The organism is Vibrio sp. STUT-A16 (assembly GCF_026000495.1).
GTDB classification, from domain to species: Bacteria; Pseudomonadota; Gammaproteobacteria; order Enterobacterales; family Vibrionaceae; genus Vibrio; species Vibrio diabolicus.
In genome coordinates this window covers 1,841,853-1,858,715 of the sequence record NZ_AP026766.1, presented here as the reverse complement: position 1 = coordinate 1,858,715, position 16,863 = coordinate 1,841,853, and the positions used below count along the sequence as shown (strand labels likewise).

The window sequence follows — 16,863 nt, the reverse complement described above, 5'->3', positions numbered from 1 at the left end:
ATATGGAAAGTCGCTTAAGTTGGTGTCCACTATTGATGGAGAAGATTACTTAGCGGGTTACCACATCATTATGGCGTTCAACTAGCCAGTCATGTAGTTGAGGTGCGTTAAGAAGTCCGTGCACAAGTATTGAGTTCCAATTGTTTTTTGAACCTGTTTGCTCATCATAGCTTTCGAGTAAATCTTCTAGTTTTTCGACCAACTCATCCTTGTCTATTGTCCTTCGTCTTGAAATGCCTTTAACAACATTGGCAGGAAACTCTACAAGCGTATTCAGTTGTCCGCGTATCCACCCTTCTATATCATTTTTGATAACTACGTTCTTGGTATGATATTTAATCGATTCGATTTCAGGGTGGTTATCATCCACATAGCAGACTTTTGCTCGTATCAAACTGAAGTCGTTTGAATGAATAAAGGTAGTTGTCAATATTCTTTCTTGAAGGCACGTATCAAAATACGGATGTAATATTCGAGCTTGTTTATCAGCTAGCCCTTTAAGAAGCCTACCTCGCTCACGATTACAACTGCATGCTGGAACTAAATTTGGTGAAAAAATTGACCATGCAGGATAATCTTCCTTCGGCAATAGATGGTCTAACTCCGTAGGCTTAAAACCACCACACATCGGGCATACTTCTGGTGAAGAATCTCGTAGACTTTCTATAAAATTTAATGACGTAGGAGGGCTTTTATAGTGTGTTCGCAATGCTGTTTGTAGATCCGCTGTAATGCCTACATTAGCGATATTCCAAGGGTTACCATTACTATTTGTGTAATCTACGTAAGCAGCTTCAACCAAATGAATCTGCTGTCTCAGGATAGGGTAACTAGTCTTATGGAGGTTCTGATTTTGTGCCAGCGTATGCAAAATGTTAACATCTTGAATTTGAGGTAAGTTAAGTTTTTTCATTCACTCAACATCTTATCTTGTAGTTGTAACATAGCTGACATAGACAGCTCCCCCTCAAGCTTACTTTTTACTTCTTCAAATGACAGGTTTTTTACCTTGCTGAAAAGTTTCTCTGCCAATCTGTTATCAACATCTTCATCAAAAATAAACTGAGAAATCGATTCTATATCCGCTCCGAAAGTCCGTAGTCTTGGAGACACAATAGATATTTCATCTGACTCATTTTTGAGAAGAACATGAACTTGTTCACGACTTATTTCCCTTACGAAATATGCAGAGTGAGTTGCAATAAGCGCTTGAGAGCCAGTATCTTCGAGCAATTGGTCCAATAATCCTACAAAATCTGCAATCATATTTGGATGCATATGCGTCTCTGGCTCATCTAAAAGAACAAAAGAGCCATTTTCAATATAAAGACAACAAAGAAGAGCGAACTTTAGAAATGTAAGCTGTCCACTACTAAGAGAGTGTGAATCTTCTCCAATTTTGAGCTTAGGTTCAGCCCCCGTATCAATGCTCCCCCAATGTTCGAGAGACTCTTGTTCCCCACCCAGCTTGTTCAATTTAATTAATTGTAAATAACTTCCACTAGTTTTCTGCACCACAACCTTGTCGATAGGTATCGTATTTGATAAAGCTTCGATAAAAAGTTGCCATCTAGACTTGCTTCCTATTACTTCGTCAGAGCGAACCAATTGGATGATCAATTCATTTATCGACCGAGATCTCTTAGCTCGACCATTTCTAGTTAAAGATAAACGACGGTAGTATAACTTTTGCGTAGCTACCCTTTCACCAGGAAAGGTATTTTGAGTTTCTCCTGGTGTCGCAATAGCAAGGAGCCTATTAATCATAGGGCGCCCTTTGCTATAACGATCAACTAGGGAAATAGAAGGGTCTTTATACTGGAGTGCGGCCCTACAAAATGACTTTAATGCTTGGCTCTTACCTAGCCCATTCTTTCCTATTAAAACGTTTATTCTTTTGGGTATGATGCTTTGATGGTCATATTTTAAAGGGATTGTATGTTGATTCTTAAACCCGTCTAAAGAAAAATTTAGATCCAACTCTTGTGATATCCCACCAAAGACTTCATCTTGAACACCTGCTAACAAGCTGTCTGCATTATTGAATGCAAAGAACCCTTCGGAATGTCGCATGAACCCTAGTTGGAACACTTCAGACTTTGTTGCAGCATCAACCCATTTATCAGATGAATCCTTATGGAGCACCATGTCGTTAATCGCTTGTAAAACAACTTTTAATTGCTCTGAACCCAGAGCTTCAACAACCATCCGATAGTCAGCCATACTGGGTAGCATTGTAAAAAACTGCATACTATCGATATAAGAGTTAAACGCCTCAGGATCTTTTGAAAACCTCTTAGATAAGTTTCTCGACTCCTCATTCATTTCCTTGCGGGTTTTACTGTTTACTTGGTTTGAATCCAAAGACAGAAAGCCAATATAAGTACCAAAAGTAAATGTGCTATCAGTTAGCGTGTTGAATATAGAACAGGTACATTTGATCTTAAATCCAAAGTCATTCCAGTTATCAAATGACGGATAGATCAAAACTTCTCCAGGTAATACTGAAGCCCTCTTTAGACCAAATACTACTCTTAGTTTTTTATCACTTTCCATTTCAGAATATTCAAACTTCACAACCTACCAACAAGATGCATATTATGAATCAAATATACCACCTCAGTAAATATAACTTTTACAAATGGTTAAGAGTGGTAAGCCCCTTAATCCGCAGACTCACACAAAGTATGAGAAAACGTAGGTCAAGCCACCTCACAGAGGTTTGAAATGTTGAGTGTGGTTGGCACGAATTAGACAATTTGGTAAAACTCTATATCCTTAGATACTCCTAAGGTATGAGAAAAAATAGGGCAAAATTACCTCACCGTGGTTTGAAAGGTTGAGCGTCGCTAGCACGAAAAGGGGCAAAGGTGATTTAAGCAACTACGAAGGATTCCTTCCTAGTTGCCAGCACGGAATAAGAGCAATTCGAGTTATCTTTTTTCATTTAGTACAAGTAAAACATTGAATTAACTTATATGGAAGCGGAACCGAGTCAGAGTTACGAAGTCCGCTTAACTTTATTTATTCAAGATTAGCTCTTACAACTTACACTACTGATTACACAGAGTCTTGATCATATGAGTTTCATGGTTAAGGATATTTTCTCGCCCTACTCCATCAGGACCCCACTTATGGTAGCTCATCATAATTGCTTGCTTTAAGCTCTCTGCACGATTGTTCTCTTGATAGAACGTCTTCTTATCTTGCGGAGAGTAATTACTAAGCCTTGAGTTACTGCTTGGCGAAATAAGACAAAGATTGCCGAAGCGATCAACGTCTTCCATCTTACTTGCGCCCGATGGATCGGTTTGTGGAAAGTAATGTTCAACAGAGGTTCGGAATGAAAATTGGAAATCCTCAAAGTGTTTTCCAAGTTCTTTTTTACTTATACCATCAAATGACTCATTGTCTGATAGACGCTTCCACAATAGGTAGTCTAAACGGTTGAAAACAAAGTTTTGTACGTCAGTCCCCTTATGTAAAACACCTACATTATTCTCTGTAAACTACAGACAAAACTTCGGAAGCAAAGTCGATAGCGAATAAACTTAATCAGCTAATTTCAACCCCAGTGTACGTAAGTACACTCTGTCATGAAATAACCATTAGAGCTAGCATCGGTATCGGTATATACCCAGATGATTCAAGTAGTTTATCTACACTAATAGAGTTAGCGGATAAGGCGATGTATAGAGCCAAAATTGCAAATGAGCCATACATGTTTGTTTCCGAAAAGGGAACAGCTCCAACAGTTCTTTAAACTGAGTTGACCATGTACAAAATTGGTTCGCCTCCGCTCCTTGATCAACTGCAAAGACATACATTAAGTAAACGGTAGTTTTGCAACAGTATAAGATCTAAAATCTAGTTGTAGTAGTTAGATATAACAACTAAGTATGTGGAAATTTTTACTTTTACGCAGAGTCATTTGAGGTCGCTTCCGTTTTTAAGAATAATAATCGAAACTAGCTAGTTCATTCCCATGCATGGGAATCAGTAATCGATCGCCGAAGGGTTTGTACATCACAAGCTCTAGTCTAATAATTACTTTGCGTTAACTATCAGAAGGGTCAGACAGCATATCTTGCAAGCCCAGTTTCTCTGCAAAACTCTGGTTTCTCATCTTAGCTCGCTGAGAAATATCAGATAGTGTCAGAATCTCCATTCGGATATTGGCAATAGTCTGTCTGATCCTATAATCGGCACTTCTTACAGGTATAGAGTCCCTATACCAACTACCAGAAACGGACTGTTCGTATTCATTCAAAGATGAGATTGGTGATATTTTTTCACCGATTAAGTAACAGTAGAACTTCTCTAACGGCACGTTGGCATAATTAGCCAATAAATTGCAGTAGTCTGGCATTTGTTGCAAATATGCTGACAACTCAACATCTTGTGCTTTAAACTCAAGTAAAATACATTTACCCTCCCCTGCATACAAATAGACGTCAGGTCTCTGATTTGGCCTGAACCCAAACTCTGCCATCGCCTCGTATGCATCCTCTCGGAGTAATGGTCTACCATCAGGTAAAGTCATTTTACTCAGCTCCATTTCTGAGAAACCTTGGTAGTACAAAAACTCTTCATCGAGCACCCAAAGATCATTGATATCACCCTTTGTTTTTCTTTTAAAAAACAAATCGTGGATTATCCCTTCCTTGTCTCTCTTTTTTCCTTTGGGTATATCTATTTTTTGAGCTTCAAGGTCGTTAGATACGATCTTATCTAGCAGTTTTGCTACTAGCTCTCTTCGCACGACGTATTTTGAAAGCTCTTCTTTGTTTTGTTCATCAACAAGCAACGATAGCTCTTTAGATTTCTCAGCTATCTTAACTTGATAATCCTCTGATGCTGGATTTAGTCGGTCGAGCTGTTTAACAATACATCTTGCTTTATTGCTTTTATCCGCAATAATTTTTGCTAACTCAATATGTAGTACATTAGTAATACTTTCATCAGAGGCATTTAGCTTTACTTTCCCTTTAGCCAGTTCTGCGACTTTGGCTGATAAACCAAGCTCACGGGCAAGTCGCATCACTCTCTTGGTTGTTGCCTCTTTTGCATCAATCAGCTCTTCGTAAATGCTCTCTAGTTGGACGCTTGCTTGCTTCTTAATGTCATCCAGATACACATACGAATCATCACCAAATAAACCTGATGATATTTCCTTAACCTCTGATTTCGATTTAATCTTAAACGAGTCTACTGCATCATTAACATTGTCTGATATATCTAAATAGTTTCCATAAAATGCTACAACTTTCTTTTTTCCACTCAATGAGTTGGCATTATTGATAACTGAGTTTTTAATATGTTCAACTGGGATATCTTTACTACAGAGAAATGCCCCGTGACTTTCAATTGACTCGGCATCAAACTCAAAAACTAACCAACTGAAACGCTCAGGTTCTTTGCTCGTATCTCGCACCCATTCGATACCATTTTTAGCCTTATGTGCTTCTTTAGGGTAGCAATAATTGATTGAGAATTGACCTGAGTCACTAGGTTCAGGGAAGTCATCTGGAGTGAGAGTTACACACTCTAAATCTGAGGCTACCGAGTATTCAAACTGAAGTTTAAGATCTGGAAAAGTCATACCTTTTTGCTTTTCCAGATAAACACGTAAAGCATATTGAGACTGGATCAGCGATACAAATTTTTTTAAACTCAATGCGCTAAAGAACGCTGAATCTCTCTTCTGTGGTTGAAACCCCTGCAAAGTGATTGTTGTCAGTACTTCATCCGAGTCTGTGGGTTCAAAGCGGTCATCGAAAATAAAATTATCACTACTGCTCTTGAAAGCCCTCAGAAAATGTTCATTATTTTCAAAATATTGACTCACAACGCTAACGTGAGAAAAGCGATGTAGGAGCTGCAAACGTCCAGTACCTCGGTTGTGGTAGCCTTTCGATTTATCAAGTAGAGAACCGAATCTTTCAAAAGATGCTGAGTTAAAACCTGCTCCTGTATCTGAAATTACGATCTGTTCAAGTTTTTTCTGTTCTTCATCAATATCATTAAAACGAAAAGTAATGCTAATAACTTGCTTTTCTTCACTTTTTCTTTCAAGAATTGACTCCAATGAGTTGGTTATTGCTTCAAAAACAGGAGCTAACGTATTTTTTGATGCAGGAATGAGCTTCAACATTCCAGATAAATGTGCGCTTGGGTTTCTCATCGTAAGCCAACTTTGATTAGACGAAAGTACTGATTAACGTAGTGTATATATGATCAGGGTAGCAACAAATACCTGTAATTTCACTACTTGTTAAGAGTACCGAAAGGTTCCCTTGATTTCTGTTAAGTACGTATAGCTTTAAAAATCATCACGTGAATGGATCACTATAGCTCGCAGAACACGTATGGGTAACCCTAATATTATATATGGTAGCTACACTGCTTATCTGTAGCCTACCCTAGAGACGCAGTATGGTTTTACCATACTGCTTACACTATTTAGGAGTGTAGAGAGCAGTTCCAGCAGCTTTAGCGCACTGCTTGTGCTTTTAAATCTGAATTTCATTTTTCTTGGTTCTTTTCTTATCGCGTACCCAAATGATAGAACCATTCGTTTTTTTCATATCAAACAGATCGATAGCAGCAAACAAATCACTCAGTTTCTTAAATCCATAATTTCTTTGATCAAAAGATGCGTGATTCGAAATATGGTTTCCGATAGGTCCAAGCTTTGCCCAGCCATTATCTCCCTCTGTCGCTTCTATCGCTTGCCTTAACAAATTGATAAGCCTTGTATCACCTTTTAAAGTCGTATCGACCGTCACTTTCGGTTGAGAATGGGTATCAGCCTCTTTATCTAAGTAAAGAAACTTAGAACAACTATTTACGAAAGGTAATGGGGCTTTTCGCTCTCCAAAGCCAACAACTATTTTACCATCAGCTAGTGATCTCGTTACTAGTGGAGTGAAATCACAATCTGACGACACCAAACAAATGACATCTATATCCTTGGTATAGAGTATATCCATCACATCTATAACGAGTGCCATATCTGTCGCGTTTTTCCCTTTTACTAGATCAAATTGCTGGACTGGCTGAATAGCGTGCTCATGTAAAACATCCTCCCACGCCTTCAAGTTTTGACTCTTCCAGTTCCCATATGCCTTCCTAATATTAACTACACCATAACGAGCTAACTCGGATAGGATCTTATCGATTTTAGTGGCTGGTGCGTTATCTGCATCGATAAATAGGCCGATCTTATCTGTATCTTTCACATCACTTTCCATTCATTGAAGTTTTAACTTGAGACTTTCGCATCATCGCGCAATATCCTGTCTGAACAATCTAAATGCTCAGCCGCCTGCTTCCATGTTCCAAACCTATCTTTTGCCCAAATAGCCAAGTCCGACTTAAAGCGGCTTAGGTGTTCATCTCTGCTCAAGGACGAGTCATCGTTAAAAGAAGGTCTAACAAAGCAACTTCTGTCTGTTTCCCACAGTTTGATACCGACACTTATGCATTTTTGAGCATCTGATTCATCCCAATAGGCCATGATCAAAACTGCTAGCTTCTGAAGATCTCTTATATTTCCAGGCAACGCATCTGTTTGGAATATCTCTTCAAGGTCTGAACTCATTGGCGCTATTTTTGAGTACAGATTATTTACATTAAGCTCATCCCATACCTGCTGCCAGTCATTTTTTAGATCCTGCCTACAGTTGCGCAATGCTGGTATAGTTACCTTTAGCATAGATATACGATCTAGAAAATCGGCATCCAACACACCTGCTAACTCCGAGCAATTCTTATTTGAAGCACAAATCAATTCGAAGCTTGATGTTTCTTCTTTATCCGCTCCTATTGGTCTATAACGATGTTGATAATCCTGTAAAACTCTCACTAGCTTACGCTGAACTGTTTGTGGTAAATCTTGTATCTCATCTAAAAATAGAACCTTTCCATCTGCTGACTTAAGAATCCCTTCTCTATCGGAGGTTGCTCCAGTAAAAGCTCCTTTTGTATGTCCGAATATAAGGCTCTCCGCTACAGATGAATCAAGGCCACCGCATGCAATGGTAACAACTTCTTTTTGCTTGGTAGCTTTAACAAAAGTTTCTATTAGCCGCGTTTTCCCCGTACCTCGCTCCCCAAGAACCAGTAATGGTACATGTGGAATTGAGGTAAAACGCTTTAACTGCTCAAAGGCTTCCCGTCTGTCTTTTGAGACTGGCTCTACTTCATAGATAGCCATATTTGGCGTCGTATAAGATTGCTCCCTAATCTCAGCCATGTAAGTCGAAATATTGAAATTAACTGGTTTGAGACTGGTTCGTTTAGTTTTAGGGTTTCGTTGTGTAGACCAGAGTTTTGTCGTTGGCGGAAAGCGTCCACCAGCATGCAATATTAGCCAGACAGAATGCATTGCTGGCGTACCTGGGGAAACATTGATATGAAGATTCGTAATCCCTTTAATTTTAGGTAAAACTTGCTCCACGATTTTCTGATATACCAGACTATGCTCGGTCGGGTCAGAAAGTTCAATTAACTCGGAATTGACTCGTTTGCTAAGATCGTCATCTATGTTGAGCTGTTGTTCCTCCTGTTGAAGGAGCATGATCCTGTCAATCCGAGTACCAAGCTTTGATTCCAACTTCTTGACAGCATTAATTAAAACATCATCACCAGCTCTAACTGCTTGCCAGCATAGAAGTACATGCTCCTTCTCCATTTACTTAGCCCGCCTTTTTTAACACAATACTAGCCGTAGGAAAGCTTTCCGTTTTAAGTCGAATAGCACCCGCTAAATCGTCGCTTTGAGATATAGCTATTAGCTTACGATTTCCAACTTGATAAACTTTTGGTTCGTATGAGTGTTTGATGACTTTCATCTTTGGCTTTTTCTTTTTGCGATTAGCTTTAGTGCTTACTTGTTCTTCAATTTCATGTGGGATTTCTTGTTTCTCCTCCCAAAGCACTTCCTTACAATTTACTGGCAGCTCTGGAGGCAAAACCTGCCATTTATACTCGACAAGGCAACTAGGACTACTTTTCCAGTTAGTCACAGGAAACTCGGGTTCTAGTTCTAAGTTCGTCAAGCATTCAGCAGTTAATGATGGGATCTCTTTGATTTCTGTACTCGATATCAATAAAGACTGTAACCGCCCATCTTGCCAATACTGTATTTCACCCGCATGGGAAGAAAGCATACTGTTTAGTAGCAACTTCCTGATATCACTGTTTGAGTTCCCCAATAGACCGACTAAACATTGATTAATAAGCTTTGCTCGTTCACCGTCTAATGTCACTCCTATCTCAAAACCTGTATCAAGTCCGTGTTCCTGTAAATTAGCGGACATAATCATCCCATGATTATGTTCATTCCAAATAGCTTTCGCATGCAACCATTTAAATCCAAACACCTCAGCACCTGCTTCAGCCAATTTGATAAGAGAAGGCATTGAGCTTGGTCTTACCCGCGATAGGATAGTAACTTTAACGCCCTGCTTGGCTTTCTCACAAATTGCATCAATCACTTCGTGGTCTTTCTGCCAACCAAAACTTGAAATCATCAACTCCTGGGAACTTTCATTAATCAACTTCAGTACGTGCGCTTTCAAAGAATGCTGACTATTGGTGGTACAAACTATTCGTTTGAGGTCATTGGGAAAGGCTATGACGTTTTGCGTACTAGTTGCAGAGAATTCGGAATTATCCAACATCTCATGTTCAGCATACTCAAACATCGCCCATTTCAAGAGCTGTACAGTTTCCTGTACCTCTTCAGATGAAAGACAAACCGCTAGCTCTTCATTTCTTTCAAATGCTTCGCGGGTTAGATTAGCAGTCAACAATACCCCTTTAGCAATGTGCGATGTGTTACCTGGTAATGCATCGACTAAAACTATCTTAGAGTGGAAATGAGGTGCGGAGCGAACCACAACTCTACCACCTAGTCGTTTTAGCATTTTGGTATGTTGGAGTAAGCACTCTTTCCCAAAATCATCGTCAGGGACGTCACCTTCTAATCTCGTTTCACAAGCAAGCATCAAATAGACACGTACGCCTCTTTCCGTTGCGTCAAAAATCGCGTCCTCTATGATGGTATACGCTAACAAAAAGCTGCTTAATACAACGGACTCTCGGGCATTATTTATCAGGTCAACGACGTAACTAGCTAGCTCTCGTTTTTTCCCAGAGATAAACAAATCACTCTGAGTCTCTGCCACGGCCTCTCGCTTAGAGACTCCGTTATGACACCATACTGGAGGTAATCGAGTATTTGACTGGTCGACGGTTTTGCTAAAGTACTTTGCATATTTTTGAATATTATTCATCTTTTATAATCCCCAATCTGCCGCAGCCACGATATGCCAATCCCTCTTTGAGCGTGCTTTCGGATCTAGGATTACACTGTTTGCCAATTCATCCCTGGAAGGAAGATTAATTTCAAAGTCTTTGAAAGGCATTTTTGCTTTCTCCAGCCACTTTTCATACTTTTCGACTGTCGCATAGTTATCAATGTATGAAAGCAGTAACCATTCAGACCATCGTTGCGCACATACTTCAGTTTTTGGTCTTAGCCGAACTCCCTTTGCTATAACAGAATTAAACCGATTTAATCCATTTAGAGATGGCCTTGGAAATTCAATGTTTATTCGCATTGTGCTTTTAGAACTGTCAGGGACATCATCGAAATATTCTTCGAACTCGGCTGTATCGTTTCTCCAAGAGTCAATTTTCCGACCACCTAGCAACAGTTCATACCAAACTTCGTCTAAATCTCTATTTGGCGCTTTGAACTTACTTACTTCTTTACTATCTTTGTACAACGTCAACGACTGTTTAGTCACATTCCACTTAACTGACAGTTTGAGTGGAGAGTCAACCGTTTCCCCCTTTGACTTGATTTCACCAATATGAATTATTTCTCCTCCAGTACATGGCTGCCCGACTTCGTCCTGAACTCGATTTTTAATCCAATGAGGAATTTTTTTAAAATTGGCTATTCTCTTGTCAGTTTCGTGCTTGTTACGACGCAATGCTTCATCCATGGCCTTTGGCTCTGCGTGTTTTTCAATAGCCATAATGGGAAACGGCAACAATGGATCATTACTAAAAGTAATCTTCCAAACCCCCTCTTCGGGAACGAAAATTCGTTGCTCTTTGATAGCCTCATGACCTTCATCCGTTAGTGCGTATTTCCCACGTTTTTTGAAAGCCAAATTTAAGTCTATTGCTCTGTTGAGCATGCGCTGCGCAATCCCCAAACGTGCTCGATCATCAAACAAAAGGTGTTGTGCGACCTGTTCTTCAGTACAAACACCATCTCGAATACATTTCAAAATCAAATCATATTCAGGGCGTTTTTCTGCTTTGGATATCGTTGCGGAGACAACCCATGTTTCTAGTTGAATTTCCCTTTCGAGAATCAGGTCGTTTTTCATTATTTTCATTCCACCACCTCGATGGTACGTGACCAATCCGTATCTTCCGCTAAATGCGCTAATACGCCAGATGCCTTTTTCATTGCATTTCGGTTTCCAAATATTACTTGTGCGTACTTTGCCCGCGTAACTGCAACATTGAGTCTATTTGGGCTTTCGAGAAAGCTCGTAGCATGTGAATTCACAAAGCTCAGTAGCACTAGGTCCGCCTCGTGACCTTGGAATTTATCGACTGTACAGACTTGAACATCGATAAATGGAGAGCGTTTATCATCTTTAGTAAAATGACGGTATGCTCTCGGGTGCATCGCCCATGTTCTCAAGCGATTCCTAAGTTCGCGTTCCTGGCCTCGATAAAAGGACAACACAGCCACTTCCCATGGTTTGCCATCTTCCTTTGGACTTTTGACAGCCCATTTCTCAAAGTTAGTTAGTTCAGCTATAAGTTGTTCAGCTTCCTTAGGGTTTCTATTACCACTTGTCGTACGTCCTCCTTGTACATCAACCCATACCGAGCGTTTTCTGTCTGGTCTATAACTCCATGCTCTTTTTTCGATCATTTCTTCTGGCGTGTATAACGCATCTTGGTTATAGATCCTGTTGTGAGAAAAACTCGCTATGTCAGGGTGCATCCTGTGTTGATAAATTAGTGTTATAGATCTCTGACTAAGTACATCATCAGGTAGGCCATCAGAGAGCGCCGTACCATGCCGCTGACGCTTCGACCTTTGAAAACCAGACTGAAGAGATTCCAATATAGAAGGAAGAGCCACTTTTTTTACTCTGTTGATTTGATCAATAACAGAATCTTTTCCGCGTTTACCATCGAAAGGCAATAGAGCCTCTACCTGACGAGATAACTTTTCTGAAGTCGCTATTCTTTCATCAGAGGTATCTTTGTTTAGCCTTTGCTCATACTGTCTAGCCATGCGCCAAGCAATCTCATTTTCCCAATTGCTGTCACTACTGTGTTGATGGCGATTCTTATACTCAATGGCTCTTTTCCGATACACAACAGAAGGCGGGATACTTTTCAGGTTGCCTCGAATGCGCATAATATCCAAAGGCATAACTTCCTGATTTTCAGTTAAAAATTGTTGGTCTCCGACAATCAACGATGAATAAGGAATACTTTTGCTATCTCCCCCTGGCGTAGCTACCAAAACACCATTTTCCTCCCCTTGCCCCTTATAAAAATCTTGTACGATATTGCTGCTATTTAACACAATTGATGAGATTCGCCTTCGCGCAGGACTTACTTGATCTGAGGCACTAAATACATCAAGACATGCTTCGCGCTTATATACTTCAGGCAGACATGGGGCGATGTTAACCGCCGTTGATTCATCATCAACGTAGGGTGATAGTTGTTTTTTGTCGCCGACCAAAATCCACCTCTTTGCCAAGAGTGCTGGAACCAAAAACTCTTGGAAAGTGGTCTTGGATGCCTCATCAATGATCATGTAATCAAATTGTGCGGTTGGCGTGTCAGTATTCTTAATATCTGGATGTTTTAAGATACCGATGGTAGTGCCACAAATAAGATTTGCAGACTCCAACGCCATTCGCTCAATAGTGTTGTTACCACGATTAAGTTCAACCATGAGCTGTTGTTGAGCTTCCGTTAACGTTGAAACCTTATGAAGTTCAGACAAGAGCCGTTTTCTTTCGGTAGATAGAAATTTTTCTAGCTGGTAAGGTTTAACCTTCTCTGAAATATTCGATTTATCACCGATTCGCAGAGCAATAATCGCATCTCGAACTGTGCTATCTTCTTCAATTATTCTCTCAAGCACATTGTCGACAGCCACATGAGTTGAGGCACACAATAAGATTCGCTTACCTCGCAAGATAAGTTGAATGATAAGCTCTAATATCGCGGTCGTTTTACCTGAACCAGGAGGTCCCTCCATAAATGCAAAATCAGGTGTGTTCAGCGAAATTTCTACGAATTTTCGTTGTTCAAGCGTACCAGGTCGGCTTTCATCCGTTAGTACATACCATTTATCAACTCGGGCAGTTTGGTTACTGCCTACATTTAAAAACTCTTCGAAAAGTGCTGCAAAATCAGACTGTTCTAAGTTTGGGAATTTATCCCATCTAGCATGATCATTTGATTCAAACAACCTTAATAGAGGTCGATGGAAAATGCTTGGTGAACTCTGCAAAGCCTGTATCGCATTTATCTGGCACCGAAGCGTATATGTATTTGGACGTAGTACAATAAATTCCTTACTTGGCATTTTATTGACTAACAATTGCTCAGATTCTGGCTCTCTATCTAGAATGGAAATCTTATTTCTATTATCAAACCAGACTCGATCAGCATCAAAGTGCTTGGTTAAGTGCCAACCATACCCTTGCTCACACTCATAGACTTTTAACGACCTTTTCGAGTATGAAGCGACTTCTAATGCATGTTCCTCTGTTTGATACGCCATTTTAGGCTTGCCACTACGGTCTTTGCAGGCAGGGCAATCAATTGCAGGGCTGCCAACAAATCTCCAATTTGCATTATCTGCCTCGTAGATATCTTCGTTACTTTCATCAAGAAATGACTTAAATACTGACTCTTGAGTAGAACTATCTACTTCCAATAGCTGTATCCAGACTCCCTTCACATCCTTTCGCTCTCCAACAGGAATAACCTCCCTGTCGACAACCTCCCAGCGAAGGCGTTTGACCGCTCCTGAACTTTCTAAATATCTTTTTGTGGTGTCTAGATATTTGTAAAAATCCTCCAAGCCATTAAATGTTTTTTGAAGGAGTATATCTGGCCGATGTTCTTCTAAATTTGCATAATGTAGTAATGCCATTGCCTATCCTCGTTTGTTTTTCTAGTAATTAGATACAATTAGCATGCCATTACATAAAAATATTAAACCATTGATTTTTTTCACAAAGAATCAAGTAAAACCTTGAACTTATGGAGAGTTAATTCCACTCAGGAACATTTGTTCCATTTTTAATGATTTGAATCAATCCATCAAATACAACACCGTACATGTGTGATTCATTTCTCCAAACGGGCAGGCACATTTTCGGAACCCTTTGATGTGAAAGGGTCAATTAAGCGAACACTAAACATTAGGAATACTGTATGGCAGAGCCATACAGCCTCTTCTATCTGCTCAGCGATTCAGCGATAATCTCACTATCTATGCTGATATAATATTGAGAAAAGTGCATGGATTAGTTTTAATGAGTTATGTCTGCCTGAGTCATATCTCAAATTGAAGTCTAACCCAAAATGGTTCATACTATGCCCAAATTAAAAATAGTATGAAATCCATGGATAATCTCAACTACTCACAAAAACAAAGGCTTGCTTTCATTGACTTTAAGTTGATGTTTGTTGGTCACTTTACGCGTTCCGAAGTTGTAGAACATTTTAAAATGGGGCTATCCAACGCGACTCGCGATATCAACTTATACAAAGAGCTAGCAGCCCACAACCTTACCTACGACAATGCTGAGAAACGGTATTTTCAAACAAAAGCATTTGTCCCACTGTTTAACCACAACACAAACGACACGCTCGGAAAGCTTGCAAACCAACTTTCAGGGGAAGACAGCGTCATCAATGGGTTAGGCATACCATTTGAAGTACCGAGCCAACTTAACGCGCCTGACACCAGCATCGTAGCTGTACTAACTCAAGCCGCGTTAAACAGCAAAGGTGTGAAAATTCGCTATGTATCCCTAAGAAGTGGCGAAAGCACCCGAATTGTTATCCCCCACTCTATCGTCGATAACGGACTACGCTGGCATATTCGTGCATACGATTGTCAGAGTAAGGAATTCCGCGACTTTGTTATTTCTCGAATTACCAAAGCTGAACTATCGGACAACACCGTACTTCAGACTCAAACCATGCTGGCTGATAAACAATGGATGAGGTTCGTACCATTAGAGCTAGTACCACACCCGAATAACGTACAATACCCAAAAGCGATTGAGCTTGATTACTCTATGAAGAATGGAAAATTATCAATCGAAGTTCGTGCAGCTTTAACTGGTTATTTACTGCGTCGTTGGAATGTCGATTGCTCTGAAAATGCAACACAAACAACACCCGAACATCAACTTTGGTTAGCAAACCGACCGACTTTATATGGTGTTGAAAACTTGCACCTTGCATCAGGTTATACCGACCCCGCAGCAGAACACTCAGTCCCGACAAACAGCATTAAATAGGACGTGAAGATGAGCGAACATAAGAAATACCTTGGCGACCTAATTGGTGGCAGCCTAATGATTAATGAAGCTCAGCTAATTGCTGAGTTACTCCTTTCTGAACCAAATAAAGAACAATGGGATGAAGCCATTGTTGAACAAAACATTCTGCAAAAGCGTTCGCCAGCTTCAGCAAAGCGTAACGCGGCTACAATCAAAAAACGTATCGCAAATCTGGGGAACAAATTCCTATCAGCACTTGTTAATGCTAACCACGAGGAAGCGGCGCAGTTAATGATGGCTGCAACCTTAATGAACTCTCCACTGCTTGCAGACTTCATGCGCACTGTTGTGATGGACGCTAAACGTATGTACCGCGAAAACATAGACATGAAAGATTGGGAGTACTTCTGGGAAGATAAGTGTCGCATATACCCTGACTTTGCCGATATGTCTGAATCCTCAACCTACAAAATTGCTCAAGTTGCTTTTAAAGTCATGACTGATGGCGGTTTCTTGGAAAGCACAAAAACAAAAGTACTCACCAATATTTATATAACTCCTGATGTTCGTGATCTACTCGTTGAGATGGATAGAGACGATATCATCCAAGCTATGGAGATCTACTAATGCTCCAGCTACAACAGCGTCTAGATAACATCCAATCTCGTTTAGAGAGCGACGAATTCCTTCAAAACAAAGAACTCGGGGGTGAGATTGGTTTTTACATTTTCGACTACAAACCTGAACATGAACTAGCGGTTCGCGAGCATATCGAACTACTAGAAAAAAAGCTGCTAAATCGTGGTTATACATTCGCCAGCATTAACCTGTTTGAAATGATCATCAAACTACTAGAATCACGGCGATTATTGGATAAGTCATTCAAAATGCAGTTTGCCAAAGGTGATGAAGCTCTGTTTAAAGCTCTCAAAGGGCCATTGGAGCAAAACCGAGTTGCAGAGTTCATCGTGAAAGAAGCAAATATAGAAAATTGTGACTTTATCATGCTTCACGGAATGGGAAGTGTTTGGCCGATTGTCCGAGGTCACGGACTACTCAATGCGTTGCACGCTAAAGTAGGCCAGGTTCCGACGGTCATGTTCTACCCTGGTGAATATGATGGCGCTTCACTTAAACCATTTGGTCGAATCGAATCAAACAACTATTACCGAGCCTTTAAGTTGGCATAGCGCACCATAGTGACGGTTAAGAAAAGGTAACTGCCAAGCAAATGTAGTTACTGATAAAAACGTATGCTAAACAAGTAAATACT

The 16,863-nt window shown here is 40.1% G+C and carries 12 protein-coding genes; 3 read left to right on the top strand and 9 right to left on the bottom strand.

The features are described from left to right. Positions 1-49: 49 nt before the first annotated feature. The 9 genes from OO778_RS24905 to OO778_RS24865 form a co-directional block, all read right to left on the bottom strand. On the bottom strand, positions 50-913 hold the full coding sequence (locus tag OO778_RS24905) for a hypothetical protein (protein ID WP_264912165.1): 864 nt from the start codon (positions 911-913) through the stop codon (positions 50-52). Then, positions 910-2,577, bottom strand: coding sequence for an AAA family ATPase (locus tag OO778_RS24900; RefSeq protein WP_264912164.1), 1,668 nt, complete (start codon positions 2,575-2,577; stop codon positions 910-912). Before OO778_RS24900 ends, OO778_RS24905 begins: the two co-directional genes overlap by 4 nt. Positions 2,578-3,053: 476 nt before the next feature. Further along, on the bottom strand, positions 3,054-3,431 hold the full coding sequence (locus tag OO778_RS24895) for a DUF1524 domain-containing protein (RefSeq protein WP_226420696.1): 378 nt from the start codon (positions 3,429-3,431) through the stop codon (positions 3,054-3,056). A gap of 626 nt (positions 3,432-4,057) precedes the next feature. Continuing rightward, a complete protein-coding gene (locus tag OO778_RS24890) occupies positions 4,058-6,184 on the bottom strand; it encodes a hypothetical protein (RefSeq protein WP_226420697.1) in 2,127 nt (708 codons plus the stop codon). Positions 6,185-6,512: 328 nt separating this feature from the next. After that, positions 6,513-7,241: an NYN domain-containing protein gene (locus tag OO778_RS24885; protein WP_122016005.1), complete on the bottom strand. Its 729-nt coding sequence runs from the start codon at positions 7,239-7,241 to the stop codon at positions 6,513-6,515. A gap of 23 nt (positions 7,242-7,264) precedes the next feature. After that, positions 7,265-8,695: a sigma-54 factor interaction domain-containing protein gene (locus tag OO778_RS24880; protein WP_264912161.1), complete on the bottom strand. Its 1,431-nt coding sequence runs from the start codon at positions 8,693-8,695 to the stop codon at positions 7,265-7,267. A 4-nt stretch (positions 8,696-8,699) separates the two neighbouring features. Continuing rightward, positions 8,700-10,301: a phospholipase D-like domain-containing protein gene (locus OO778_RS24875; protein WP_264912158.1), complete on the bottom strand. Its 1,602-nt coding sequence runs from the start codon at positions 10,299-10,301 to the stop codon at positions 8,700-8,702. 3 nt (positions 10,302-10,304) lie between these two features. Continuing rightward, positions 10,305-11,420 (bottom strand): hypothetical protein, encoded by a 1,116-nt coding sequence (locus OO778_RS24870; protein ID WP_264912156.1) that lies wholly within the window; start codon positions 11,418-11,420, stop codon positions 10,305-10,307. Then, positions 11,417-14,227 (bottom strand): AAA domain-containing protein, encoded by a 2,811-nt coding sequence (locus tag OO778_RS24865; protein ID WP_264912154.1) that lies wholly within the window; start codon positions 14,225-14,227, stop codon positions 11,417-11,419. Before OO778_RS24865 ends, OO778_RS24870 begins: the two co-directional genes overlap by 4 nt. Before the next feature lie 475 nt (positions 14,228-14,702). Between OO778_RS24865 and OO778_RS24860 the strand changes: the two genes are divergently transcribed. Genes OO778_RS24860 through OO778_RS24850 form a run of 3 tightly spaced genes read left to right on the top strand, consistent with a single transcriptional unit; the run spans position 14,703 to position 16,780 of the window. Continuing rightward, entirely contained in the window at positions 14,703-15,608 is a 906-nt protein-coding gene (locus OO778_RS24860; protein WP_264912152.1) for a WYL domain-containing protein, read from the top strand. Positions 15,609-15,617: 9 nt separating this feature from the next. Further along, positions 15,618-16,217, top strand: a complete 600-nt coding sequence (locus OO778_RS24855) for a DUF1819 family protein (protein WP_253658044.1) — start codon at positions 15,618-15,620, stop codon at positions 16,215-16,217. Next, the gene (locus tag OO778_RS24850) at positions 16,217-16,780 is read left to right on the top strand and encodes a DUF1788 domain-containing protein (RefSeq protein WP_045378184.1); all 564 of its coding nucleotides are present in this window, start codon (positions 16,217-16,219) and stop codon (positions 16,778-16,780) included. The genes OO778_RS24855 and OO778_RS24850 overlap by 1 nt, the downstream gene beginning before the upstream one ends. The last annotated feature ends 83 nt before the right edge of the window (positions 16,781-16,863 follow it).